The 25,011-nt window shown below is 62.8% G+C and carries 20 protein-coding genes and 1 tRNA gene; 12 read left to right on the top strand and 9 right to left on the bottom strand.

Translation table 11 applies throughout. The features are described from left to right. The first annotated feature begins 3 nt into the window (after positions 1-3). Entirely contained in the window at positions 4-678 is a 675-nt protein-coding gene (locus ONR57_RS02170; RefSeq protein WP_265121213.1) for a GntR family transcriptional regulator, read from the top strand. An 18-nt stretch (positions 679-696) separates the two neighbouring features. Here ONR57_RS02170 and ONR57_RS02165 read toward each other — a convergent pair whose 3' ends face one another. The 3 genes from ONR57_RS02165 to ONR57_RS02155 all read right to left on the bottom strand — a co-directional run bounded on the left by ONR57_RS02165 (position 697) and on the right by ONR57_RS02155 (position 4,202). Further along, positions 697-1,614, bottom strand: a complete 918-nt coding sequence (locus ONR57_RS02165; RefSeq protein ID WP_265121212.1) for a cutinase family protein — start codon at positions 1,612-1,614, stop codon at positions 697-699. A 43-nt stretch (positions 1,615-1,657) separates the two neighbouring features. Then, complete coding sequence (locus ONR57_RS02160; RefSeq protein WP_265121211.1) at positions 1,658-2,710, bottom strand: cutinase family protein; 1,053 nt, start codon at positions 2,708-2,710, stop codon at positions 1,658-1,660. 130 nt (positions 2,711-2,840) lie between these two features. Further along, positions 2,841-4,202, bottom strand: a complete 1,362-nt coding sequence (locus tag ONR57_RS02155; RefSeq protein ID WP_265121210.1) for a CitMHS family transporter — start codon at positions 4,200-4,202, stop codon at positions 2,841-2,843. Positions 4,203-4,338: 136 nt separating this feature from the next. Between ONR57_RS02155 and ONR57_RS02150 the strand changes: the two genes are divergently transcribed. Together ONR57_RS02150 and ONR57_RS02145 are read left to right on the top strand one after the other, a co-directional pair. Further along, positions 4,339-5,979: a sensor histidine kinase gene (locus ONR57_RS02150; protein WP_265121209.1), complete on the top strand. Its 1,641-nt coding sequence runs from the start codon at positions 4,339-4,341 to the stop codon at positions 5,977-5,979. Further along, entirely contained in the window at positions 5,976-6,665 is a 690-nt protein-coding gene (locus ONR57_RS02145) for a response regulator (RefSeq protein WP_265121208.1), read from the top strand. The genes ONR57_RS02150 and ONR57_RS02145 overlap by 4 nt, the downstream gene beginning before the upstream one ends. A 14-nt stretch (positions 6,666-6,679) precedes the next feature. On the opposite strand, the gene ONR57_RS02140 is transcribed toward ONR57_RS02145, so the two are convergent. Then, a tRNA-Arg gene (locus tag ONR57_RS02140) sits at positions 6,680-6,753 on the bottom strand. Positions 6,754-6,977: 224 nt separating this feature from the next. On the opposite strand from ONR57_RS02140, the gene ONR57_RS02135 reads away from it, so the two are divergent. Beyond that, a complete protein-coding gene (locus tag ONR57_RS02135; RefSeq protein ID WP_265121207.1) occupies positions 6,978-7,637 on the top strand; it encodes a TetR/AcrR family transcriptional regulator in 660 nt (219 codons plus the stop codon). Positions 7,638-7,656: 19 nt separating this feature from the next. Continuing rightward, entirely contained in the window at positions 7,657-8,424 is a 768-nt protein-coding gene (gene cobF, locus ONR57_RS02130) for a precorrin-6A synthase (deacetylating) (protein ID WP_265121206.1), read from the top strand. Positions 8,425-8,430: 6 nt separating this feature from the next. Here the strand turns inward: cobF and ONR57_RS02125 are convergent, their stop codons facing one another. Both ONR57_RS02125 and pgi read right to left on the bottom strand, forming a co-directional pair. Further along, positions 8,431-9,897 carry a hypothetical protein gene (locus tag ONR57_RS02125; RefSeq protein ID WP_265121205.1) on the bottom strand — a complete coding sequence of 489 codons (1,467 nt, stop codon included), beginning with the start codon at positions 9,895-9,897 and terminating at the stop codon, positions 8,431-8,433. Then, positions 9,894-11,543 carry a glucose-6-phosphate isomerase gene (pgi, locus tag ONR57_RS02120; protein WP_265121733.1) on the bottom strand — a complete coding sequence of 550 codons (1,650 nt, stop codon included), beginning with the start codon at positions 11,541-11,543 and terminating at the stop codon, positions 9,894-9,896. Before pgi ends, ONR57_RS02125 begins: the two co-directional genes overlap by 4 nt. 203 nt (positions 11,544-11,746) lie before the next feature. On the opposite strand from pgi, the gene ONR57_RS02115 reads away from it, so the two are divergent. Continuing rightward, positions 11,747-13,234, top strand: coding sequence for an NAD-dependent succinate-semialdehyde dehydrogenase (locus ONR57_RS02115; protein WP_265121204.1), 1,488 nt, complete (start codon positions 11,747-11,749; stop codon positions 13,232-13,234). Between the two features lie 17 nt (positions 13,235-13,251). On the opposite strand, the gene ONR57_RS02110 is transcribed toward ONR57_RS02115, so the two are convergent. Next, positions 13,252-13,557: a chorismate mutase gene (locus ONR57_RS02110; RefSeq protein WP_265121203.1), complete on the bottom strand. Its 306-nt coding sequence runs from the start codon at positions 13,555-13,557 to the stop codon at positions 13,252-13,254. 217 nt (positions 13,558-13,774) lie between these two features. Here ONR57_RS02110 and pcrA point away from each other — a divergent pair, with 217 nt between their 5' ends. Then, positions 13,775-16,204 carry a DNA helicase PcrA gene (gene pcrA / locus ONR57_RS02105; protein ID WP_265121202.1) on the top strand — a complete coding sequence of 810 codons (2,430 nt, stop codon included), beginning with the start codon at positions 13,775-13,777 and terminating at the stop codon, positions 16,202-16,204. Between the two features lie 72 nt (positions 16,205-16,276). On the opposite strand, the gene ONR57_RS02100 is transcribed toward pcrA, so the two are convergent. After that, the gene (locus ONR57_RS02100; protein ID WP_265121201.1) at positions 16,277-17,017 is read right to left on the bottom strand and encodes a M23 family metallopeptidase; all 741 of its coding nucleotides are present in this window, start codon (positions 17,015-17,017) and stop codon (positions 16,277-16,279) included. A 623-nt stretch (positions 17,018-17,640) separates the two neighbouring features. Here ONR57_RS02100 and sucC point away from each other — a divergent pair. From sucC to purH, 5 genes are all read left to right on the top strand, one after another. Beyond that, complete coding sequence (gene sucC, locus ONR57_RS02095) at positions 17,641-18,810, top strand: ADP-forming succinate--CoA ligase subunit beta (protein WP_265121200.1); 1,170 nt, start codon at positions 17,641-17,643, stop codon at positions 18,808-18,810. Between the two features lie 13 nt (positions 18,811-18,823). Next, positions 18,824-19,699 carry a succinate--CoA ligase subunit alpha gene (gene sucD, locus ONR57_RS02090; RefSeq protein ID WP_265121199.1) on the top strand — a complete coding sequence of 292 codons (876 nt, stop codon included), beginning with the start codon at positions 18,824-18,826 and terminating at the stop codon, positions 19,697-19,699. A gap of 143 nt (positions 19,700-19,842) precedes the next feature. Then, positions 19,843-21,537, top strand: coding sequence for a DUF6350 family protein (locus ONR57_RS02085; RefSeq protein WP_265121198.1), 1,695 nt, complete (start codon positions 19,843-19,845; stop codon positions 21,535-21,537). Positions 21,538-21,734: 197 nt separating this feature from the next. Further along, entirely contained in the window at positions 21,735-22,334 is a 600-nt protein-coding gene (purN, locus tag ONR57_RS02080) for a phosphoribosylglycinamide formyltransferase (protein ID WP_265121732.1), read from the top strand. Beyond that, positions 22,331-23,923 carry a bifunctional phosphoribosylaminoimidazolecarboxamide formyltransferase/IMP cyclohydrolase gene (gene purH / locus ONR57_RS02075; protein WP_265121197.1) on the top strand — a complete coding sequence of 531 codons (1,593 nt, stop codon included), beginning with the start codon at positions 22,331-22,333 and terminating at the stop codon, positions 23,921-23,923. The genes purN and purH overlap by 4 nt, the downstream gene beginning before the upstream one ends. Positions 23,924-23,979: 56 nt before the next feature. Here purH and ONR57_RS02070 read toward each other — a convergent pair whose 3' ends face one another. Further along, the gene (locus tag ONR57_RS02070) at positions 23,980-24,924 is read right to left on the bottom strand and encodes an AEC family transporter (protein ID WP_265121196.1); all 945 of its coding nucleotides are present in this window, start codon (positions 24,922-24,924) and stop codon (positions 23,980-23,982) included. Positions 24,925-25,011: the final 87 nt, after the last annotated feature.

The following is a 25,011-nucleotide window of genomic DNA, read 5'->3' as shown; positions in this document are numbered from 1 at the left end:
ACGATGACGATCTTCGACCTCGAACCCGTTGCCCGGCAGTCGACCGCGGAACTCATCGCCGACCAGCTGCGGATGGGGATCATGCGGGGCAGCCTGGTTCCAGGGAGCCAACTCGGTGAAGCTGATCTCGCTGCGAAGTTTCAGGTTTCGCGGGGGCCCATCCGCGAGGCCATGCAGCGGCTCGTTTCTGAAGGCCTGCTGCACAGCGTGCGGCACCGTGGAATCTTCGTCATCGACCTGACGCTGGACGACATCGAAGACGTGTACCACGCGCGCGCCGCCATCGAGCGCGGTGCCCTTGAACGAGTGCTCGATGGTCGTCGGCAAGAAACAGCCGCGGCGCTGACACCGGTCGTAATCATGATGCGTGACGCCGCCGACCGAAACGACATCAGCGCAGTGTCCGACGCAGACCAGCAATTCCACGAAACTCTGGTGCAGAGTTCAGGTAGTGCCAGGCTGGTCCGCGCCGCTCGCACGCTGTTGATCGAGACTCGCATGTGCCTCGGTGCCCTGCAGTCGACGTATCCCGATATTCATGAGCAGGTCACCGAGCATGAGGTGCTGCGGGATGCGATTGAGGAGGGCTCCGAGGAGCGAGCGTTCACGCTGCTCGCCGCCCACATGGACGACGCCGTGCGTCGGCTGCGTACGCAGCAAGCATCAGTACCGAGGTGAACTGCCAGCCCGGCGCGGTCACTCCGCGAGCCGGTCTGCCACGAGGTGCGCGGCGCAGTCCTTCGCGCTCATCCATACATCGCCCTGCTCGCCTGGCACCTCACACCGCAACTGCACTGCGGGATTCGCGTAGCTGAGATGCCGATCAAGCGGTGTGATCCCAGCCGTCCCGCGAGCGTTAGCTGCATCATCGGGGTGCTCGACCGGGTCACACACATTGTCACCAGGGATGCAAAACGACATCGTCAGCGTAGGGTGCTCGCGCATCCACGCATCCTGGCTGCCGTCGAGGAGTCCGAGTATGCGGAATATGCCGACGCCGTGCTGCGCGCCCACTGCGGTGAGAGTCTGCCGGTCTGCGCGGCTCGGGTCACCGAAGAGAACGATCGACGCGACGTTCTGGAAGTCCCCGGTTGGGGTGCGCGCCTCCGTGCCGAGGGCCAGATTGATGACATCGGCGCCCTGCGAATTTCCGGCCAGCACGATAGTGGTGCCGGTGCCCGCGCACGCCGCGTTGATTTGCTGCAGCGCCAGCCGAAGGTTCTCGGCACCCGCGCCGATCGACGTTGTGTAGTTCGCGAAGTACGAGGCTCCGCCGTTGCCCACGCGGACGGCTGGGTAGACCACGCCATATCCTGTCGGCACCATGATCGACCGCTCCGCCGCCCGCTTCACGACAGCGGCGTAAAAGGCACTGAGCAACGGTCCCATACCCGCGGTCGCGGTGGCCGCCGGATACACGGGCGGATCGTAGGATGCGCCATCCTGGGGTGGTTCATTTGAGCCGCGCAGCGCCAGCACAAACCCCGCCTCGCACTGTGAGCCGAAGGCAGAAGCGGTTTCGCTAGCGTAGGCGGCAGGTGCGGTCAGCCCAGTCGCAAGCATGGAGCCCGCGAGAATGGCAAAAGACCGGCGCACCGCTGCAGCGAAGATCACGCGTCAACTCTACGGTGAGCACCGCGTCTTCGCCCGGCAGCGTTCAGCTGTCGGCGCTGCGTGCCAGCATCGTTTCCGGCAGCGTGCTGCCCTGATCGCCGTGGCCGATCTTATCGGCGACCATCTTGACCGCACATTCCTTCGCCGAAAGCCACGTACCTGCGCTGACGCTGCTGGTCAGGCACTCCAAAGTGATGTTCTCGGTGTGGTAGCTTTCGTGCCTCGCGAAGGGGGAAACGCCGACGATCCCGGCCGCGTTGTCCGAATCCTGGGGGTGCTCGAGCGGGTCACACACGTTATCGCCGGGTATACAGAACGAGATCACGCTGCCGGGGCGTTCCCGCATCCACTCGTCTTGCGCGCCGTCCCCAATCGGGAACATACGGAAAAAGCCATCTCCATGGGTGGCGCCGACCTTCACGGAAGGTTGCGAACTAGATCGGCTGGGGTCACCGAAAAGGGCGACCGCTGACACATTACGGAAATCATCGGCTCCTGCTGCCACCTCGTCGCTCAGTGCCCGGTTGATGACGTCGGCTCCCTGGGAGATCCCCGTGACCACGACATCGGTGTGCTTGCCCGCACACAGTGCGTTGATTTCCTGCAGTGTTTCCCGAAGCCGCTGTGCGCCTTCCTCGATCGATTCACGGTAGTTGGCAGGGTAGCGGAACCACCCGTCGCCCACCCGAACCGCTGGGTAGACCACTCCGAAGCCGGCCGGCTCGGCGGCTCCGCGATTCTGCTGCTCGCGCACGAATGTGTCATAGAAGTCGTTCAGCAGTGGGCCCATGCCGCGTGTTTCGGTGTCCGCGGGGTAGACGGGATCCTCATAGATGACCGCCCTGTCCTGGGGCGGCTCGTTAGAGCCCCGCGTTGCTAGGACATAAAGCGGTTCGCAGTCGGTTCCCAACGGGTGCGCGGAGCGCTCGACCACTGTTGCGTGCTCAGGAATGGCATCCGGATCGCTGGGCGGATTAGCTGCTGCGGTCGGTACCGCTACGAGAGCCATCATCATCCCGGCCGTGAGGGCCTTGTGCATCCGCTGCCGAAAAAGCGGATGGTGGCGATGGGCGCTATGTCGACTGGGGTGGCTCATTACACTCCCATTGTTACGAAAACTTTCATGAAGCGGAATATTGACAGCGTGAATCTCACCTGTTCAACGCAGGTCAGCCCCCGGAAATCAGCACAATGTGATGTACATCTCCCCGGTGGATGTCAAGGGGTCAGCGGAAAGGAATCGCGCCGAGTGCCAGCGAGGCAGCTAGCACGAGGACACTAAACGCCCACATCGGAACGAACGAGTAGCGAATGTGCTTTCCAATGTCAGCCCCTACCAGGCCAAGGCCTAGCCACAGCGAGGCGTTGAACGGGCTGATGTAGGTCCCTATGACGTTGCCGACAATCACGGTGTAGGTGACTGCAAGAGTGCTGACCCCTGCCTCCGCGGCGATACTCTCAACAAGGGGCAGCAACGCGAAGTAGTGTGCGTCGGTGCTTAGCATCAGCTCGAGCGGCAACCCGAGGATGCCAACAATCAGATGCAGGTAGGGCACGGTCGCCGCAGGCAGCAGTCCAACGGCATCACTCGCTAGTGACTCGAGCATGCCGGACTCTTGCAGGATTCCCAGGAAGCATGCCGCGGCGAGGATGATTGCGCCTGTGCCCAGAGCGGCGCCCCCGTGCGCGCGGATCTGCTGCATCTGATCGGTGACTTTGGGGTAGTTGATGAGCAGGGCCACGCTCAGTGCGACGATGAACGCGAGAGACGGCGGCACGATATCCGCGATCAGCAAGCCCATGACAGTGAACACGAGCAGCGTGTTGGCCCAGAGATTCCTCGGCTTCTGCTCATGGTTTGCGGGTCCAGCAGCCCAGTCGCCGGCCTCCATCGGGCCGGGGGCAGAACCGCCGCCCGACCGGCCGCCGCTTCCTGCTGCAGCGAGTTGCTTCGTGTTCATGCGCTGGCGAATCCTGATGCGCCTCTTCTCGCGGATGCCCAACAACACGGCCATGCCGATAAGCAGCACCATACTGATGACTTGCACCGGGATCAGCCCACGCCAAATACTCACCGGATCAAGCCCGAGTGCAGCGGCGGAACGCCCCACTGGGCCGCCCCAGGGCAGCATATTCATGATGCCCATGCTGGTAGCCACCAGTAGGAGCAAAAGATACGGGCTCATATCCAGTCGCTTGTACAGCGGCAGGAGAGCCGGGATCGTGATGAGGAAGGTTGAGGCCCCGGCGCCGTCGAGGTGGCAAATGGCGGCTAGGACCACTGTGCCGACGCAAATCGCGACGACATTCCCGCGCGTGAGCCGAACCGTCAGGTTGATCAGCGGATTGAAAAGGCCCACGTCGTTCATGATTCCGAAGAAGATGATGGCGAAGACGAGCATCACGGCGACATCCATCACGGAACCTAAGCCCGTTTCGAAGAAGTCGCTGATCTCGCCGGGGGTGAATCCAGCCAGCAGCGCGCCGATGATAGGTATTGTCGTCAGCCCCACTACAGGCGATATGCGCCCCAGTATCAGCAAGGTGGTTATACAAGCAATTACGGCTAGGCCGACGAGGCTGAGCATTGTTCCTCCAGGTGGTGCGTAGCCACTGCGATCTGACGCACAACCTTGCCTGACTCGTGACTGGCATCACCTGGTTGTGAACGAAGGCGCGATAATGGTCATATTGGTCACGGGCCAATACGAGCAGAATGGCTTGATGCGAATGTCATTGACGCGCTACCTCTTCATTCTGAATACCGTTCTGCTGACCACCACCGTCGTCGTGCTTGGGGGTATGTGGTTTGCGCATCACCAGCGAATGGTGCAGAACGATATGGAAGAGCGCGCGATGACGATGGCCCAGTCGGTGGCCGCGATGCCGGATGTCAAAGAAATGCTCGCCGACACCAATCGGTCGCAGGAGCTGGCGACCCTGGCTGAGAACCTTCGGCACGCATCAGGCTTCGAGTACATCGTTGTTGCTGATCGGGAAGGGATCCGGCATTCCCATCCGGTCCCATCCGCTATTGGGCAGCCGACGAGCGTCGATCCGTCGGCGGTGCTCGCTGGAGAGACGTGGACCGGGGTCGAGCGAGGTCCTGCAGGTGTCACCCTCAGAGCGAGGGCTCCCATTTTCGGTGCTGACGAGAATGAGAGCGGGACCATCGGCTACGTATCAGTGGGCATCCTCGCGTCGGATATCGCGGGGAACGTGAGTACGGCTTTGTTGACAATCGGCGGGACCGTACTTGTGGTACTGGCGGGGGGTGCTATCGGCGCTTACGTCATTTCACGGCGGATACGGTCGCGCATCTACGGGCTGGAGCCGCACGAAATTGCCGAACTGCTCGACAACAGGGAAGCGCTGCTCTACGCGATCAGCGAAGGAGTGCTGGCTGTGGGGTCAGACGGCAAGATTGTCTTGGCCAATGCCGCTGCGCGGGACCTGCTCGGGCTTCATGCTTCAGACATTGGCGACACACCGGAGTCGACTGGCATCTCGGGCGAATTGCGGGATCTGCTGGAAAGCGGGGAGCCGGTGACAGACAGACTTATCGCTCTAGACGATCGCATTCTGGTCTGCAGCCGGCGGCCAGTGCGCGTGCGTGATGCCGATGGGGGCATAGTGGTTACTCTGCGCGACCAGACCGAGATGACCAAGTTGAGCGACGAACTCGACGGTGCGCGCACCGTGACCCGTGGCCTTCAGGCGCAGCGGCACGAGTTCGCCAACCGGATACATACGGTGGCGGGCATGCTCGAGCTCGGCGCAGTCGACCGCGCCAAGGCGTATTTGACCGGGCTATCCACCGCGACAATTCGTGCGAACTCGGAGGTCTCCGTTCGGATCGCCGATATCACTCTGAGCGCCCTGATTCTCGCCAAGTCGGTCCAGGCTGCAGAGCAGGGCACTACCTTCGAGGTCTCGCCGATGAGTCATCTAGCCGATGAACTAGACGACCGGTTGCGTGCTGACGTGCTGCTAGTGGTGGGCAATCTGGTGGACAACGCGCTGGAAGCCACTGGCGAAGGAGAATGGGTGGAACTGCTCGTGCGCCATCATGTGTCAGTCGAGGGTGAACTGATGGGCGACATTATCGAGGTCCGCGTGACAGACTCGGGGCCAGGAGTGGCCCCCGATTTCGAAGAGCGAATATTCTCCGCAGGTTTCAGCACAAAGGAGATGCCAGGCAGCGAGCGGCGAGGTCTTGGCTTGGCGCTTGTGCGACAGGCCTGTAAACGGTGGGGTGGAAAAGTCGTGGTCGAGAGTGCGGAGGAGACTGTCTTCAGCGCATACCTCCCCACCCGCCGGTTTTCGCGCGGCGGGATCACGTCTACTTCGGAGGTGTCCCAATGATCGAAGTACTCGTGGTGGACGACGACGTTCGTGTCGCTCAGAACCACCACGAATTAGTCGATTCTGTGCCCGGATTCAGAGTGGTGGGCATCGCGCACACCGCCCGGCAGGCGGTAGCCCAGGTACGTCGGCACTCGCCGGATCTGGTGCTGCTCGACCTCTTCCTCCCTGACGCCTCGGGCCTAGATGTTCTCAAAGAGCTCCGCGGACCACAGGCTGAAGCCTCTGGGCGTCTCGTCGACGTTTTGGTGATCACGGCCCTTCGAAATGTGGAACACCTGCGCTCAGCGCTCCACAATGGCGCCATCTACTACCTGCTGAAGCCTTTTCCCTTGTCCGCTTTGAGGGAAGGGCTTGAGCGTTACGCCGCGGCTCAAAAGAAGCTCACCCGAATGGACTCGGCCACCCAGAACGATGTTGACAGCCTGCTCGGCATCCTGCGTCCGCAGACGAGCACGCGGGTGCTGCCCAAAGGGCTCACCACTGCGACGGCGCAGCTGGTGGCAGATGCACTTCGCGAAGCCGGAACGCTGCTTTCAGCGGCGGAAGTATCGGAGCGAACTGGGGTCGCGCGGGTCACGGCTCGCCGCTACCTCGAACACCACTGCGCGGAGGGCCGGGCTGAGCTAGAACTGCGCTATGGCTCTGCAGGGCGTCCCGAGCACCGATACCGCTGGATCCTCTGACACGTTGTGCGAAGTGCCCCCGACAGGAATCGAACCTGTGGCCTACTCCTTAGGAGGGAGTCGCTCTATCCGACTGAGCTACGAGGGCGCTCACGCCGCCGTCTGTGGCGGGCGGCAGTGAGTCTACCGCGTTGAGCTGAGGCTTGTCGCATGGGTGCGACGCAACCGTGACAACGAACCTTGTCGACATTGTGCTATTGGAAATCGTGCGATCCCGGTTACACTCGTGGACATTCGGATGGGGATTGTCAACGACAACTGGTTGGTAGAACGGTCTGCGCAGGTCAGGCCGGGGACGTTGCAGGGACTGGTGTGAGAAACGAAGCTCAGCGTATTCTGTCGCCGCGACCGACGGTCGAGGTTCTTCGCCGAAACGAGATCTGCTCGCGCATCCTGGACGCTGCAGAGGAATGCCTGCTGCAATCCGGGTTCCGGTCGCGGGTGCATGCAGCGATTGCCCAGCGAGCGGGCCTTTCGCGGCCCACGGTTTACAAGTACTTCGGTGATCAGTCGGCGATCATCGAAGCTCTGTTCGAGAGGGAAGCCGCACGGTTTCTCACGCGGCTCAAGCCCGTGGCCGATAGCACTCACCATGCGAAGGCGCGACTCGTCGAGAGCATCGTTCTCATTGTCAGTCATGCCCGTGAGCACGAACTGCTCCAGAAAACGCTACGCGAAGACCCCCAATTGATCATGCAGTTGTTCGCTGCGCGCGGTGGCACTCTGATCGAGCGTGTTGCCGAATTCATGTCCCCTTACTTCATGCGTGGCACCGATGATCCAGACCAGAGTTCGCTCGTTCCACTCGCCGAGTGGCTGTACCGCATGGTGACATCGCTGATCACCACTCCGGGGCTCGTGGACACAGATAGCCCGGAGAAGTTGCGTGACTTCGTGACCGAGCTGCTAGAACTTCCGTCACTGGGAAGCGCGCCGAAGACACGGCAGGTCAGCGTCAGCGCAACAGTGTGACTGTGGCACCGTTAGCGGTATGCGGACGCTTTATGTCATCGGTATTGGTGCTGGAGACCCCGAACATCTCACGCTGCAGGCAATCAAGGCCATGCGTCGCTCCGACGTGGTTTTCATCGTCGACAAAGGGGCAGGTAAAGCTGAACTTGTCGACGTGCGCCGCGGGATGCTCGCGGAGCACGCGCCCGACTGCCGGATTGTCGAAATACCGGACCCGCCGCGCGACCGCACTGCGACAGGCGTCCAAGCGGCGTATGAAGGACAGGTTACCGACTGGCATCACCGTCGTGCCGCACTGTTCGCGGACGCGGTGCGCCGCGAACTCGATTACGAGAGCGTAGGCGCGTTCCTCGTCTGGGGTGATCCGGCGCTGTATGACAGCACGCTGCGCGTTATCGACTTGATGCTTGCCGCGAAGTCGGTGGAATTCGAATACGAGGTCATTCCAGGTATCACCAGTATTCAGGCGCTCGCAGCGAAGCACCGGATCCCGCTGAATCGGATCGGCGAATCGATACACGTCACCACCGGCCGTCACCTAGCGGAGGGACTACCGCCAGGTGTCGACAATGCGGTCATTATGCTCGATGGCGCGTGTGCCTTCTCCGACGTTCCCGGAGATGACTTCGACATATATTGGGGCGGCAACGTCGGCACCCGCAACGAGGTGCTTGTCGCGGGAAGCCTGCGCAGCGTGGAACACGAGATCGAAGCGCGGCGATCGGAACTGAAAGACCGCGCTGGCTGGGTGATGGACACCTACATTCTGCGCCGCCACCGGCCGTGAACCGCGCTAGTACAGCGCTGAGGGGCCACCTGGCCGGCCGAGGCCTGGCTGGTCGCTGTCCCAGCTCTGCGGTACCAGGCCCCACTTTTCTAGTTCACGAATCGCGAGACTTCGTAGCGCTTTCGAATCGGGAAAGCGGAGCGGATTCACGCCGATGACAGACAGGGTGTAGCGGCTGCCGCTGCGCACCAGGCATAGGTCGAGGCTGAACGGGGACTCCAGTGCAGCCATAGGTGTCAGCCCAGGATGCACGGCCCGTGCGGCAGTCGACTCGATCTGGTAGGGGCCCAGCTGTGTCAGACCCTCGGGAAGCTCGCCAACGTATGTGGCGACGGCATCGGCCAGGCCGGTTGTTCGCACGAGCCGCGCCGCGATGCGGTCCGGCACGATATCCAGGATTTCCGTAGGCATGCTGGCTGGCCGGGCATCCTGGGGGAACTTCTCGGCGACGGCTTTGGCGAACGCCACGCGACACGTGTCCCGCACCAGAAACAGCTCGCCGTACCGGGTACCGCGGGGGCGAAGCGTCACGGGGGCGATTGTCAGTTCGTTGGTTCGCACCGGTGTCCGGCCCGCGATGGTACCCAGCTCTGACAGGTCGACGGGCACGCCGATCGTGACGGTCTCATTCGCTGTTCGGGCACCGCTGCTGAAAAGCAAGTTGGCTGCAATCCCAACGAGCAGGCTATTGGGGGTGCCACCGGATTTCGCAGCGACGGCATCCCACTCCGCGGCGTCGACGTCGATGATGGTGGCAGGCTCCCGCCACGACTCATCGAGTCTGCCACTTTTTGCCAGCGTGACCGCACGTTTGCGGCGCAGCACATCAATCCGGTTGAGCCGCAGGTACCGCACGATCTCGTCCCGGTTGGAGCCCTGGATGAAGATCGTGTAGAACGCCACGAAGGCGCCAGCGAGTAGCGCCCAGTACTGTCGGCAGGCGGTCGCCAGTTCCCGCCAGATGCTCAGCCGCGTCGCTGGCAACTCGGGCACGTCCGAGACGCTGGCAGTATCTCCGCTGATCGCCGCGCGCACCGCGGCGATCATGCCCTGCGCGTCGGTGAGGGCGTGCGAGCACACCAGCGACATCACCATGCCGCCGTCTTCGAGACGCGCGACGCTGAACTCCCACCCGATCCCGTGTTCGGGGTTCAACCGGACTTGAGCGCGCTCGTCTGCCCAGTCGACGATGTCTTCACGGCGGATCGGCTGCGGGGCGCGGTGCACCGGTGCGATGCTTGCACCGCGCGCCCAGTAGTGGCGGCCGCCGGGGATTCTGGGGCGGACCGCTCGACGGTTGAGCGGCCCCACGGCCAGTCCGCTATGCAGGTCCGCGAGCGTAGCCTCGTCGACGACATCGCGGAGCATCCACAGCCCCTGCATGGCGACCTGGACACCGTGACCGCGATGCATGCGGACGAAATGCGTGTCGACAATGCTCAGGTATTCGACGGTGGCCTTGTGCTCGCTCATGCGCGTCCGCGCCACCTCCGGTACTGCGCGAGAAGTGCAGCGGTCGATGAGTCAGCGTCGCCGGCTGTCGCTTCCGCGCCGGTCACGGCGGGCAACAACGCTTTGGCCTGGGTCTTTCCGAGTTCGACGCCCCATTGGTCAAACGGGTTTATGCCCCATACCGTGCCCTGCACAAGCACCTGGTGTTCGTAGAGGGCTATGAGTTGTCCCACGGCGGACGGGGTGAGTTTGTGAGCGAGGATCGTCGTGCTCGGCCGGTTACCCGGCATGACCTTGTGCGGCACAATTGCGGCGGGTGTGCCCTCGGCGGCGATCTCGTCGGCAGTCTTCCCGAAAGCAAGCACTTGAGTCTGGGCGAAGAAGTTCGACATCAGGAGATCGTGCATGCCCACACCGTCACCGCTGTCGATGTCACCAGTGGGCTCAGCGAACCCGATGAAGTCGCAGGGGATGAGCCGCGTGCCCTGATGCAGAAGCTGATAGAAGGCGTGCTGACCGTTGGTCCCGGGTTCACCCCAGAAGATCTCTCCGGTGTCGGTCGTGACTGGTTCGCCGTCGATGCGCACCGACTTCCCATTCGATTCCATCGTGAGCTGTTGCAGGTACGCGGGGAAGCGGGCAAGGTCGTTCGAGTAGGGGAGCACCGCACGGGATTCCGCGCCGAAGAAGTTGGTGTACAGCACTCCGAGCATCCCGAGTACCACTGGTGCGTTCTGTTCTAAGGGCACTTCCCGGAAGTGCTCATCGATTCTGCGGAACCCGGCGAGGAACTCCGCAAACTGTTCCTTGCCGATGGTGAGCATAACGCTCAGTCCGATCGCCGAATCGACCGAGTAGCGGCCCCCCACCCAATCCCAGAACCCGAACATGTTGTCGGTGTCAATGCCGAATTCCGAGACACGGTCCGCGTTCGTGGACACCGCGACGAAGTGGTGCTTGACCGCCGTCTCGTCCGTCCGCAGTTTTTCGAGAAGCCACGTGCGCGCCGCACGGGCGTTGCTCAGCGTCTCGAGCGTCGTGAACGTCTTCGACGCCACGATGAAGAGCGTAGTGGCGGGATTGAGCCGGTCCAGCGTCGCAATGAGATCGGCGGGGTCGACATTCGACACGAAGTGAGCGGTAATGCCCGCGTTGGAATAGGCGCGCAATGCCTGGTAAACCATCGCTGGCCCTAGATCGGACCCACCGATGCCGATGTTGACGACATCCGTGATGCGTTCGCCGGTCGAACCACGGAAGACACCGTTGCGGACCGAGTCGGTGAACCCGCCCATCCGGTCGAGGACGCTGTACACATCACGGATAACGTTTTGGCCGTCGACCGACAGTGTGGACGTCCGCGCGGCGCGCAAGGCTGTGTGCAGAACAGCACGGTCTTCCGTTGTGTTGATGTGAGCGCCACGCAGCATCGCGTCACGCTGCTCGGGGAGGCCTGCGGCGCGCGCGAGGTTTGCGAGCAGTGAGATGGTTTCTGGGGTTGCGAGATGCTTGCTGAAATCGATGTACAGGTCCCCAGCGTGCAGAGTCATCGCACTGCCGCGCCCGGGGTCTTCGGCGAAGAGGGCGCGCAGACTCGTTTCCTTCAAGGTCTTTACGTGAGTTGCTAGGGCCTGCCATTCGGCAGACGCTGAAATATTGTTCACTATCGCTCCCGCTTGTGGCATTCGAAAAATCCGCCGGCTGGTGAGCAAACGCCCCGAACCGACAGGTCTGAGACTAGCGGGTGGACATCTTCGGTGACAGGCGAAGTCACGACACGGGCGGGACATGCCCGCACCAGCAAACAGCGTGCGGACGATGGCCCCTCGGGTGTAGGTTTCGACACATCAATGGTGGGAAGGTCCTGAGAATGCCAGCGCAACAAGATGAGTCACGTGAACAGCGCACCGAGCGGTTGCTTGAGGCAGTGCCGAAGGGCCTTTGGGTCGGAGGCAAACAGCAGCCTGCCGCGTCCGGCAAGACCTTTCCCGTGCACAACCCTGCGACCGGCGAAGTGCTGATCGAGGTCTCAGATGCTGGACCGGATGATGGGGCAGCAGCCCTCGACGCGGCAGTTGATGCGCAGGATGCCTGGGCGCAGTCCCCGCCACGGGAACGCGCCGAGATCCTGCGGGCCGCGTACACCGCGATTGCCGACCGCAAAGCCGATATGGCGCACCTGATGACGCTGGAAATGGGCAAGGCACTCCCGGAGAGTGAAGCCGAAGTTGCGTACGGTGCCGAATTCTTCCGCTGGTTCAGCGAGGAAGCCGCTCGAATCTCTGGTCGTTTCACGCCTGCCCCGGCAGGCAATGGGCGCATCCTCACCTTGCGGCGTCCGGTAGGCCCGTGTCTAGCTATTACGCCCTGGAACTTTCCGCTAGCGATGGGTACCCGCAAGCTCGGCCCAGCCATCGCCGCCGGGTGCACGATGATCGTCAAGCCCGCTGGCGCCACTCCGCTCACGATGCTGATGCTCGGCCAGATTCTCGCGGAAGCCGGACTGCCAAAGGGTGTGGTCTCCATTCTGCCCACCTCGCGCTCTTCGGATCTGTCTGCGCCGCTGCTCGGGGACGCGAGGCTTCGTAAGCTCACTTTCACGGGGTCGACGCCTGTCGGACGGGTGCTCGTCAAACAATCCGCGGAGCATCTGCTGCGAACATCGATGGAACTGGGTGGGAACGCGCCGTTTGTGGTGTTCGACGACGCGGACATTGATGCGGCCGTCGATGGTGCGATGCTCGCGAAGCTGCGTAACGGAGGGGAGGCCTGCACTGCGGCGAATCGCTTTCATGTTGCCAACGCTGTGCGGGCAGCCTTCACCGAGAAACTGGTGGCGCGCATGTCCGATGTACGGATGGGACCCGGTCTTGATCCAGGTGTTCAACTCGGCCCGCTGATCAACTCTGACCAGCTCACGACCGTCCAGGGGCTGGTGCAGGATGCGATCGCCAAAGGTGCACGGCTCCTCACCGGCGGTGTGGCCCCGGAAGGGCCCGGATACTTCTACCCACCCACCGTGCTGACCGATGTCCCGCGCGACGCGCGCATCCTCAAGGAGGAAGTCTTCGGCCCAGTCGTTGCGATCACTGGATTCGACACGGAAGGCGAGGGCATCGCGCTAGCCAACGACACCGAGTACGGCCTTGCCGCCTACGTCTACACCCGCGACCTGAGCCGGGCGTTGCGGATCGCCGAGAACGTGGAATCCGGCATGGTGGGAATCAACCGCGGCGTGATTTCTGACGTGGCTGCGCCGTTCGGCGGTATCAAAGCCTCCGGTTTCGGGCGCGAAGGTGGCATCGAAGGCATCGACGAGTATCTCGAGACGCGCTATGTGGCGCTGCCGGCGCCGTAGCACCGGCAGCAGGTGGCTTATTCGTGTCCGAGGCGGCCGCGTCCGAGGCGAAGAAGCAAGATCGCTAAGTTGTGGCCCTCGGGACCGAGCACACTGAAGCGTTCGATGACCTTCATCTCGCGGTTGTGCACGAGCCGGGTGCCGCCGGACGCCATGCGGAGCTGCCCGATTCGGCGAGATACCTCGGTCCGGCGCTGAACAGCTTCAAGGATCTGCTTGTCGAGGCGATCGATCTCCTCGCGCAGGGCATCGATCTCGGTATGTCCGCTTGGCTGTTCGTCACCGTCTGGGGTGGCGCCGTTATCTGCTGACTGAGTGGTCATCTTCTCTCCTGTGCGTGGGGTCACCGGGACTGCCGGATCCAGCAACACGCTGTTCGTGAATACCCTCTACCCGTGTCCGGACCCCTGAACACCAAATGCGTCCGATTGTGCCATGAGGTTGGCGGCGTGCAATCTTCGGTGCCGGGGAGCACCGGGCCAGAAACTGTCGGTGAGGGCACCTATGCTGGTAGAGCGAGTGGCCAGTTGTGGAAGAGGGATGTTGTCGATTACTGCGGATTCAATTGACCAAGACCAAAGGCCCCATCGGCCCCCGTCCGGTGGAGCGGAGGGGCTGCTTGACGGGCTGAATCAGCAGCAGCGGGAAGCTGTTCTGCACGAGGGTTCGCCGCTGCTTATTGTCGCTGGCGCGGGTTCGGGCAAGACTGCGGTGCTGACGCGGCGAGTTGCTTATTTGCTCGCGGAACGGCAGGTGCGGCCAGCTGAGATCCTCGCAATCACTTTCACGAACAAGGCTGCTGCAGAAATGCGTGAGCGGGTCGCCCAGCTTGTCGGCCCGCGCGCAGCGTCCATGTGGGTGGCGACCTTTCACTCGACGTGCGTGCGGATCTTGCGCTCGCAGGCCGGTCTGGTGGAAGGGCTGAACTCCAACTTCTCGATCTACGACGCTGACGATTCTCGCCGCCTTCTAGCGATGATCGCCAAGGATCTTGAGCTCGATGTGCGCCGCTACACGCCCCGAATGCTCGCTACGCAGATTTCCAACCTGAAGAATGAGCTGATCGGCCCGGCCGAGGCGGCACGGGACGCTGAGGGGGACTCCGCAGAGCTCACCCGCACGGTTGCGCGCGTGTACAGTCTCTACCAGCGCCGCCTGCGTGAGGCCAATGCGCTCGATTTCGATGACCTTATTAGTGAGACAGTCCGGATTCTGCAGGAGTTTCACGAGGTCGCCGCGTATTACCACCGGCGGTTCCGGCATGTGTTAGTCGATGAGTATCAGGACACTAACCACGCCCAGTACGTCCTAGTGCGCGAACTCACGGGTGCAGGTGCACAGGAGACCGAGGGCGTACCGCCCGCGGAGCTGTGCGTAGTGGGCGATGCGGACCAATCGATCTACGCCTTCCGCGGAGCAACCATTAGGAACATCGTCGAATTCGAGCGCGATTTTCCGGATGCGCGAACGATTCTGCTGGAACAAAACTATCGCTCGACGCAGACGATTCTGTCCGCCGCGAACGCAGTAATCTCGCGCAACGCTGGACGGCGGCCGAAGCGGCTATGGACCGACAGTGGAGATGGCGAGGCCATCGTCGGCTACGTAGCGGACAGTGAACACGACGAAGCCACCTTCGTTGCGTCCGAAATCGATCGTGTAACCGGCGGCGGAGCCATAGGTGGTGGTTCGGCCGAGAACATCAAATACAGCGACATCGCAGTCTTCTACCGCACCAACAGCTCCTCTCGCGCGTTTGAAGAGGTTTTTATCCGGCACGGTTTGCCGTACAAAGTCGTGGGGAGCGTGCGATTTTACGAGCGCAAAGAGGTGCGAGACATCGTCGCGTATCTCAGGGTCCTCGCGAACCCGGAAGATACGGTCAGTTTGCGCAGAATACTGAACACGCCGCGGCGCGGCATCGGGGACCGGGCCGAGGCTTGCGTCGCGGTGCACGCTGAGCAGCGTGGAATCAGCTTCGCTGAAGCGGTGCGGGACGCCGCTGAGGGCCGCGTGCCGCTGCTGGGGACGCGGGCGCACCGTGCGATCGCGTCGTTTGTGGAGTTGCTTGACGCGCTGCGCGCGCCCCTCCTTTCTCGGACACCCGATGCGCTCGACATCGGGGAGTTGATCGATGGCATCCTCACGATGACGGGCTACCGCAAAGAGCTCGAAGCCAGCAATGACCCGCAGGATGGTTCCCGGCTCGACAATCTCAACGAACTCGTCAGTGTTGGCCATGAGTTCAGTGCGGAAGCTGCTCAGTTGCTCGCGGATGGCTATGAGCCCGCGGAGGGTGATCCGGAGCCCGGTTCGCTCGACGCTTTCCTCGAGCGTGTGGCGCTTGTCGCCGATTCAGACCAGGTGCCGGATTCCACTGACGGAGTCGTCACCCTGATGACTCTGCACACCGCCAAAGGCCTGGAGTTCCCGGTCGTGTTCGTTACCGGCTGGGAGGACGGGCAGTTCCCGCACATGCGGGCACTCGGGGATCCAGACGAACTTGCCGAGGAGCGGCGCCTGGCGTACGTGGGTATCACGAGGGCGCGGCACCGCTTATATGTGACGCGCGCGGTTACCCGGTCCGCCTGGGGGCAGCCGGTGTCGAATCCAGAGTCGCGGTTTCTGCAAGAGATCCCCGAGGAACTCGTGGACTGGAAGCGCCGGGCACCCGCCGCGCGGGCTTTCGGTGGTGGCCGGGCTATCGGATCGCGGTGGGGTGGGTCCGGTGGTGCCGGGGGTTATGACTCTCCTTTTGGCGGCAGTCGCCCTGGCGCAGGGACCCGGGGGCGGGGTGGTGCACCACTGACGCTGAACCCAGGCGATCGTGTCAGTCACGACAAATACGGACTCGGTACGGTGCTCGCAACCGAGGGCAGCGGCAATCTCGCTCGCGCCACAATCGACTTTGGCGTGTCCGGAAAAGTGTCATTGCTGCTTATCGGCGGTGTACCTATGGTGAAGCTGTAGCGTCAGCACAAGCGAATATCCGCGCTGGACATCGTCCAGCGCGGATATTATGCCTACGGTAGCGGTTGCGAATTATCCGCGGCCGCCGAAAACGTCGATCCCGAGGCCCGCAAGCCACCCGATCGGATCAATCTTGTTGTCGCCGCCGATCCACACTTCGAAGTGAACGTGCGGGCCGGTGGAGAAGCCGCGGTTGCCAACTGTCGCGATCTGCTGCCCGGCGTGCACCCGGTCACCCACGGAAACAATGTTGGTGTCGTTGTGACCGTAAACAGTGATCGTTCCGTCGTCGTGGCGGATCCGCACCCACAAGCCGAAGCCGGCGGCCGGACCGGAGTCGATAACCTCGCCGTCGGCGGCAGCGACAATCGGTGTGCCAATAGGCGCGGCGATATCGATACCACCGTGCAGAGTGCCCCAGCGCTGACCGAAAGTAGAGGTCAGCACACCAATAACGGGAAGCGCGGCGACTGGGCGGCGCATCTCGGCCTCGCGGGCAGCCCGTTCGTCAGTGAAGCGCTTGGCGGTAGCAAGCTGCTGGGCGTACGACGAAGGATCGAGCGCACGTGCGACGTTAAGAACCTGCACGGTTCCGGACGGACTGGTGGAGTCCGCGGTCGCCGCGAATGCGGGGGCGTCCAGCGCGGTCCCCGTGCTAGCGAACGTAATATTGCTGTCGGCGTGTGCCGCTGTGTCGCCCATCAGCATGGCTTGGCCACCCACAAATGTGGCGCCAATGGTGACGGCGGCTAGTGCTATTCGGCCCTTCGGGGCACGTTTCTGGGCATGTTTATTTAGTGTGGTGCGCAGCATGGATTCCAGAAAGGGGTGCGAATCCCTCGGGTCGATTCTGCTACAGCGCCGCGACGCGCCGCAGTGTCATCCCGGTTGATGACTCCGGCGGGCGCTGTCGGGGTGCGCCGCACCGGTGCACGGTCGCTCAGCGCGGGCGGTAAATCTGTCGGGATGCCCGCAGTGTTCGTAGGACCGTGATTTCACTGCGATGAAAGGTAACGAAACGGTTGCGATGGCTGCAAGCAGTTCGGGTTTGATTCACGGAACTGAGAGCGCTCTCACATTTTCACCTGGGAAAACGTGAATTCAGCTGTGTGCACCGTTACTACACCTGCTTGCACCTTCTCACTATGTGGGAGTTGCGCCGAAGCGGATGTTTATTTCGCGAATACCGGTTTGTCGGGTTAGTGGGGGTCCGTGTCTGGGTGATGAACTCGAGCCAAAAGGCCCCCGCTGTGCGAAAGCCTCTTGAGAAAAGGGTCCGAACAAGGCCGCCGGCGCGATAGGTTAGACGTGACCAAAAAGTGACATATCACACGTCCCGGCATACCCCCTGTAGTGAGCTGGGCTGCCTCGACTAAGGTCCGACTTGGCTCACCCCAAACCTGGGTGGGCGACACAGTAGATGAGACGGTGAGCACATGGATCTCTTCGAATACCAAGCGAAAGAACTTTTCGCGAAGCACGGAGTCCCCACCACTCCGGGCCGGGTAGCTGACACGGCGGAAGAAGCCGAGCAAATCTCGGCCGAAATCGGAAAGCCCGTCGTGGTCAAGGCTCAGGTCAAGACCGGAGGACGTGGTAAAGCGGGCGGCGTCAAGCTCGCTTCGGATCCCGCCGATGCAAAAGCGAAGGCGGAGGGGATCCTCGGACTAGATATCAAAGGGCACGTCGTCAAGCGCCTCCTTGTAGCCGAGGCAAGCGACATCAAAGAGGAGTACTACATCTCCTTCTTGCTCGATCGCGCCAACCGGACATTCCTGGCGATGTGTTCCAAGGAAGGCGGCGTTGAGATCGAGCAGGTCGCCGCTGAGACACCGGAAGCGCTCGCTAAGGTTCCGGTCGACGCGACCGAGGGCGTTGATCTCGCGTTCGCGCGCAAGATCGCAGAGGACGGGAAGCTTCCCGCGGAAGTCCTCGACGCCGCAGCTGAAACCATTGCGAAGCTGTGGGAAGTCTTCGTGAAAGAAGACACCCTCCTCGTAGAGGTGAACCCGCTGGTCCGCACCCCGGACGATCAGATCCTTGCCCTCGACGGCAAGGTCACCCTCGACGGCAACGCCGATTTCCGCCAGCCTGAGCATGAAGAGTTCGTCGACGCCGAAGCTGCCGACCCGCTCGAAGCGAAAGCCAAGGCCAAGGGCCTCAACTACGTGAAACTCGACGGTGAGGTGGGCATCATCGGTAACGGCGCCGGACTTGTCATGTCCACGCTCGATGTTGTTGCCTACGCAGGTGAGAACTACGGCGGGGTGAAGCCCGCCAACTTCCTCGACATTGGTGGCGGTGCATCCGCAGAAGTTATGGCAAACGGTCTCGACGTGATCCTCAACGATCCCAGTGTCAAGAGCGTGTTCGTCAACGTGTTCGGCGGTATCACCGCTTGCGACGCTGTCGCAAACGGCATTGTGAAAGCTCTAGAAATACTCGGCGATGAGGCAAACAAGCCGCTCGTCGTGCGCCTGGACGGCAACAACGTCGTCGAAGGCCGCCGCATTCTCGACGATGCCGCGCACCCCCTGGTGCAGCAGGTGGACACCATGGACGGCGCGGCCGCACGCGCCGCTGAACTCGCCGCCGCGGCGAAGTGACAAGGAGCGGATCGTGGCAATCTTCCTGACCAAAGACAGCAAGGTCATCGTTCAGGGCATCACCGGCGCCGAAGGCACAAAGCACACCCGTCGCATGGTGAAGTCGGGAACTAACATTGTCGGCGGCGTGAACCCCCGCAAAGCGGGCAGCGACGTCGACGGCATCCCGGTGTTCGCGACCGTCAAGGAAGCTATGGAGAAGACCGGCGCGGACGTGACGGTCGTCTTCGTTCCGCCCGCATTCACCAAGGCTGCGGTGATTGAGGCAATCGACGCTGAGATTCCCCTCGCGGTCGTCATCACTGAAGGTATCCCTGTCCATGACACCACCGAGTTTTGGGCGTACAACCTCAAAAAGGGTGGCAAGACACGGATCGTTGGCCCGAACTGCCCGGGTGTTATCAGCCCCGAGCAATCGAATGCTGGCATCATCCCGGCAGACATCACGAGCGCGGGCAAAGTAGGTCTCGTGTCGAAGTCCGGGACACTGACGTACCAGATGATGTACGAGCTCCGTGACTTCGGGTTCACCACGTGTGTTGGCATCGGTGGTGACCCGGTGATCGGCACCACGCACATTGACTGTCTGCAGGCTTTCCAGGATGACCCGGAAACCGAACTGATCGTCATGATTGGTGAGATCGGCGGTGACGCGGAAGAGCGCGCGGCCGACTACATCAAGGCGAATATTAGTAAGCCGGTCGTTGGTTACGTTGCCGGCTTCACCGCCCCAGAGGGAAAGACGATGGGCCACGCTGGCGCCATTGTCTCCGGTTCGTCCGGTACCGCGCAGGCGAAGAAGGACGCACTCGAAGCGGCAGGTGTCCGGGTTGGCAAGACGCCTTCCGAGACCGCCGCGATCGCGCGCGAGATCCTTGAGAAGCTCTGACGCGCTCTACACCTCGCCGGGCCGCTGCCACAATTCGGGCAGCGGCCCGTCTGGTTTTTGGCCGAGCGCTGTGACCAAACGCGCGTCTGCGCTACGGCGCGCCTGCCGGCCTCGGCGCAGGGAAGGTGCCACCCTCGATAACGATGACTGATCTGCACGTCCGACCCGGAAATCCCGGTAGGGAAGAGTCTGCTCCAGGGGTGCCTCCGGAGGCGGCGCGGACCCTGATGAAAGCGGCATTTCTGCCGACCGGTGTGACTGCCGGAATCATCGTCATTATCGTGCTCGCGGTACTGCTCACCGGTGACGGTGACTTCACAGGAGCCTTTGCCGCGGTAGGTGCAGGCTGGCTCGCGATCCACCAAGTCTCACTGCCGATATCCGGTGTGCGGTTAGGTGTCCTGCCAATTCTGGCGACCGCGGCGATCTTCGCGGCGTCGTATCACCAGTGCAAGAAAGTGGCTCGTGGTGGGCTTGAGCTGCGGGACGCTGCCCAGCTCGCTGCAGCGGTCGTGGGCGTGCCGCTGGTGATGACGATCATCGCGCTCGCCGTCGTCAAGGACGCATCGACGGTGCTGAAGATCGCCACACCAAACTTCTTCCAGGCCTTCGCGTGGACGATCGGCATCCACGGAATCGCCGCCGCGTTCGCACTGGGCCGGTCTTTTTGGCAGCCGTACGCCGAGCTGCTGCGAATACCGGGCTGGGGCTGGGACGCTTTGCGTGCGGCACGGCGCGGAGGGGTGACCCTCGCCGCGGCGGGTCTCGCGGCCACGCTGGCGCTGCTAGCCGCGTCCCTCGACGATATCGTCGCTGTGCTGGAAGCTCACCACGGCGCCGCTGCGCCACTAGGTCTCACGGCCTTGTCACTGCTGTATCTGGCGAATGTGGTGGTGGGTGTCGTCGGCGTGAGCACGGGCGCTGCGATAACGATCGGCGAGGGCTACATCAGTCTGTTTGGATTCGTACCCGCGCCGGTGCCCACCGTGCCTGTGCTGGCGGCATTGCCGGTCTCCGGCCCGGAGCCGTGGTGGCCCCTGCTAATGCTTATCCCCGTTGCGGCTGGCGTGTCGATCGGACAGTTTCTGCACAGCGCCGCGCTGCCAGCGAGGCAGGCATTCAGCGCGGCCGCGTGCGCCGCAGTGGTGGCGAGCGCAGGTTACTTCCTGTTGGCCGTCGCAGCGGGCGGCGCGCTGGGAGTCTTCGGCAGCGCGACGCTGGCCCCCTTGTACGGCGGACTTTTCCTGTGCGGGTGGCTCCTGCTTTCGAGCAGTGCCGCGCTGGGGCTACTGCTGTGGATGTCGCGCAGGAAGGACCGGCACGAACGGCGTGCCGAGGTGGAGCGCGCGATCGCGGAAGCGCTCGCCGAAGAACAGGCGCGTGAGCAAGCCACGGCGGAGAAGCCCGAGACGGATGGTGCTGGCCCGGACACAAGCGAGACCGCGCAAAAAAGCGGGCTCCTCGCCCTGGTCCGCCAGCGGGTACCGGCGGTTCCCGTCTCCGTCACCGCAATCCCGGGGGCAGTGAGCAAGCTGCGCAAGAACCTGCCTGGTGTAAGCAAACCGGATAAGCCGGAGCCGGAAGTGGACGCCAGCTCGGCCGGGGAAGAAGTCAGTGCACCCGCGCAAGCGGCGCCGGAAGCTGACGATTCCGGGAATTCTGCCACGGACTCGGCCGCAGCGAAGTCCCCGGACAACGACGATGACGCGGTCGGCGAATCCAGGGACGGGAAGGCTGACAGCGCGCACGAGGGCGGAAACGAGAGCGACCCGCAAGACGTGCCCGCGAGTCATGGCCAGCAGAAGTGGAAGATCTGGCGCCGGAAAAAAGACCACTGAGCTGAGCCCGGTCTGCGACAGACGACGGGTCGGTGGAGCGGACCCCGGAAATTCGCCTTCGCGCCGAGCGGCTAGGCTATGTGCCGGTAGCAAGCTCTCATGAGCTGGCACGTTCGGTAATCAGGAGATCCGCGCTGAATAGCCACACTGACGTTGAATCCGCACCCGTCGCCGCAGCTGCGGGGGGCGCGCGTGAAGTGCCGTCTCGCCTCGTCGTGCTCGCCTCAGGCTCCGGAACGCTGTTCGAAGCCCTGGCAGAAGCCGCCCGAGGCGATTATCCGGCCCGAGTCACCGCGCTGGTGACTGATCGCGGGTGTGAGGCGGAAAAACGGGCGGAACGTTTAGGCATCGAGGTTGTGCGGGTCACTCCGCGGGAGTACGACAGCCGTGCGGACTGGAATCGTGCGCTGACGAAAACCGCCACTGACTACGACCCTGATTTCGTCGTCACCGCGGGTTTCATGAGAATCCTTGGGCCAGACTTTCTGTCAGCCTTTCCTGGGCGGATAGTGAACAGTCACCCGGCGCTACTGCCGGCGTTTCCTGGGGCGCATGCCGTGCGTGACGCCCTGGCATACGGAGTGCGGGTGACGGGAACGACGATCCACATCGTGGACGAAGGTGTGGACACGGGGCCAGTGCTTGCGCAGGAACCGGTAGCAATCGAGCTTGATGACTCAGAGGCGTCACTGCACGAGAGAATCAAGGCTGTTGAGCGGCGCCTCCTCGTTGAGGTGGTCGCCGGGCTAGTAACAAAAGGTGTGATTATCGATGGACGGAAGGCACTGATCCCGTGAGTCAAGCGAGCTCGCACGCCGAGCAGATCCCGGTTCGGCGTGCGCTGATCAGCGTGTACGACAAAAGTGGTCTCGAAGACCTCGCACGCGGACTCGCCGCCGCGGGTGTCGAGATTGTTTCCACCGGCTCGACCGCGAGCCGCATCTCGGCCGCAGGTGTCGATGTCACGCCCGTCGAGGAGTTGACTGGCTTCCCCGAGACGCTCGATGGCCGGGTGAAAACGCTGCACCCGCATGTCCATGCCGGCATTCTTGCGGACACCCGCAAACACGAGCACCTCGAAGCGCTCGATGAACTCGGGGTGGAGGCATTTCAGCTCGTGGTCGTCAACCTGTATCCGTTTACGGAGACGGTCGCATCCGGGGCAACCGAAGACGAATGTGTCGAGCAGATTGACATCGGTGGCCCATCAATGGTGCGTGCTGCGGCAAAGAACCACCCCTCAGTCGGAGTGGTGGTGGATCCCGCGCAGTACGGCCGCGTCATCGCGGCAGTTGATGCGGGCGGTTTCACACTGCAAGAACGCATCGAACTCGCTGCGGCCGCGTTTCAGCACACAGCCATGTACGACGTGGCGGTGGCGAGTTGGATGACCAGCGTGCGCGCGGCTGCGTCAGCCGATAGCCGTTTCCCCCGCTGGATGGGGGCCACCTGGGAGCGCCGCGCGTCGCTGCGGTACGGCGAAAACCCGCACCAGCAGGCGGCCCTGTACACCCGGCCCGGTGAAAGCGCCGGGATTGCGCAGGCGGAGCAGTTGCACGGCAAGGAGATGTCGTACAACAACTACACAGACACCGATGCCGCGTGGCGCGCGGCCTGGGATCATGACGGGCCGTGTGTCGCAATTATCAAGCATGCCAACCCCTGCGGTATCGCTGAATCCCGGCTCGATGGGGGTGCAGCGATCGCTGATGCGCATCGGCGCGCCCATGCCTGCGACCCGGTGAGCGCGTTTGGTGGTGTTATCGCCGCCAACCGGGAGATCACTGTTGAAATGGCGGAGCAGGTTGCGGACATCTTCACCGAAGTGATCGTCGCCCCTTCCTACGAAGAAGGAGCAGTCGACGTGCTGACACGGAAGAAGAACATTCGCATTCTGCGTTCTTCGGCACCGGCCCGGGCAGGTGCCGAGTTGCGTGCGGTTTCCGGCGGGGTGTTGCTGCAGGATCGCGACATTCTTGACGCGGAGGGCGACAACCCAGCCAACTGGACATTGGCGACCGGAGATGCGGCTGATGAAGCCACCCTGCATGACCTTGTTTTCGCGTGGCGGGCGTGCCGTGCAGTGAAGTCGAACGCGATTCTTCTCGCAGCCGACGGAGCCACGGTGGGGGTCGGAATGGGCCAGGTGAACCGCGTTGACGCGGCGCGTCTCGCTGTGACTCGTGCGGGCGATCGGGCGCGGGGGAGTGTCGCTGCATCAGACGCGTTCTTCCCCTTCCCCGACGGATTGCAGGTGCTACTGGATGCTGGCGTGCGGGCGGTCGTCCAGCCGGGCGGCTCCGTGCGGGACACTGAAGTTATCGCTGCGGCTAAAGATGCGGGCGTGGCGCTATACCTGACGGGGGCGCGGCACTTCGCGCACTGACAGCCTTGGCTTGTGTCATTCTGCCGCCGCTTTCCGAAGGCAGAATGACACAAGCGTCAGGCGAGCAAGAACGTGGCCGCCGCGATCGCGGGTATTGCCGTGAGCGTGGTGACTATCGCTGCGTCCCGGGCCAGCACAACTCCGCGCGTGTACCAGCTCGCGAAGATGAAGACATTCTGTGCCGTGGGGAGTGCTGCCATAACGACAACGCTGAACAGGGCGTGACCGTCCAGCCCGAACACGTATCGGCCGAGCAGATACGCGACAGCCGGCTGGATGAGTGTCTTAAACGTGGCCGCAAGTGCGACATCTCTGCGCGGACTGATTCCGCGCTGCAGGGCACGCTTGCCGTGCAGTGAGAGTCCGAATGCAATCAGTGCACCCGGAACGGAGATGCCTGCAACGAGGCTGATAGGCCGCTGCACAACTTCGGGCAGATTCGTGCCCAGCATCGAGAACAGGAGACCTGCCAGCGCCGCGATGAGGATAGGGTTCTTCAGCGGGGTGACGATCACCGTGAGTCGAGATCGGCGGTGACCACCCGGCAGCCGGGCCCGCATGGTGCTGACGTCCAGCACTGTGAGCGCAATGGGGTTGAGAACGAGCACCTGAAAGAGCAGGACCGGGGCAACGAGCGTCGCGTCCCCGAGAACGTAGACAGCGATCGGCAGCCCGAGATTTACGGCGTTGACGTATCCCGAGGCGAGCGCCCCGATCGTGGCTTCGGGCACTCTCCGGCGCAGCCACCACCGTGCGAGGACAAAGTACGAGACGCCGGCGACGAGAGCGGAACCGGCCGCGACTGCCAGCAGTGGCGAAAAGATGACTGCGAGGTCGGCGCGTGAGAGCGTGTCGAACAAGAGCGCGGGGGTAGCGACGAGAAATACCAGTCGGCTAATCGCTTGCTCCGCACCCGGGCCGAGTACGCCGGAACGGCCGAGGAGATACCCGACGACAACGATCGAGAAGATGACCGAGAAGCCGACGACCACTCCGGACACCTGGTACCCCTTTTCATTCGCTGCGCTAAGCAGCCTAGAGCCAGGAGTGGGCCGCACGGAATCCGAACGGCGGCAAATGTGATCAGG

This window comes from Hoyosella sp. YIM 151337, from assembly GCF_026041215.1.
In the GTDB taxonomy this organism is placed as follows: Bacteria; Actinomycetota; Actinomycetes; order Mycobacteriales; family Mycobacteriaceae; genus Hoyosella.
This window is presented reverse-complemented; position numbering and strand designations above follow the sequence as displayed.

Bases quoted from the DNA above. Each gene is read 5' to 3' on its own strand.
- ONR57_RS02085 (WP_265121198.1), top strand. From the start codon at position 19,843: ATGACTGATCTGCACGTCCGACCCGGAAATCCCGGTAGGGAAGAGTCT.
- ONR57_RS02125 (WP_265121205.1), bottom strand. From the start codon at position 9,897: ATGAGCGAGCACAAGGCCACCGTCGAATACCTGAGCATTGTCGACACG.
- cobF (WP_265121206.1), top strand. From the start codon at position 7,657: ATGCGGACGCTTTATGTCATCGGTATTGGTGCTGGAGACCCCGAACAT.
- ONR57_RS02115 (WP_265121204.1), top strand. From the start codon at position 11,747: ATGCCAGCGCAACAAGATGAGTCACGTGAACAGCGCACCGAGCGGTTG.
- ONR57_RS02155 (WP_265121210.1), bottom strand. From the start codon at position 4,202: ATGCTCAGCCTCGTCGGCCTAGCCGTAATTGCTTGTATAACCACCTTG.
- ONR57_RS02100 (WP_265121201.1), bottom strand. From the start codon at position 17,017: ATGCTGCGCACCACACTAAATAAACATGCCCAGAAACGTGCCCCGAAG.
- ONR57_RS02150 (WP_265121209.1), top strand. From the start codon at position 4,339: ATGCGAATGTCATTGACGCGCTACCTCTTCATTCTGAATACCGTTCTG.
- ONR57_RS02170 (WP_265121213.1), top strand. From the start codon at position 4: ATGACGATCTTCGACCTCGAACCCGTTGCCCGGCAGTCGACCGCGGAA.
- ONR57_RS02160 (WP_265121211.1), bottom strand. From the start codon at position 2,710: ATGAGCCACCCCAGTCGACATAGCGCCCATCGCCACCATCCGCTTTTT.
- ONR57_RS02110 (WP_265121203.1), bottom strand. From the start codon at position 13,557: ATGACCACTCAGTCAGCAGATAACGGCGCCACCCCAGACGGTGACGAA.
- sucC (WP_265121200.1), top strand. From the start codon at position 17,641: ATGGATCTCTTCGAATACCAAGCGAAAGAACTTTTCGCGAAGCACGGA.
- pcrA (WP_265121202.1), top strand. From the start codon at position 13,775: ATGTTGTCGATTACTGCGGATTCAATTGACCAAGACCAAAGGCCCCAT.
- ONR57_RS02145 (WP_265121208.1), top strand. From the start codon at position 5,976: ATGATCGAAGTACTCGTGGTGGACGACGACGTTCGTGTCGCTCAGAAC.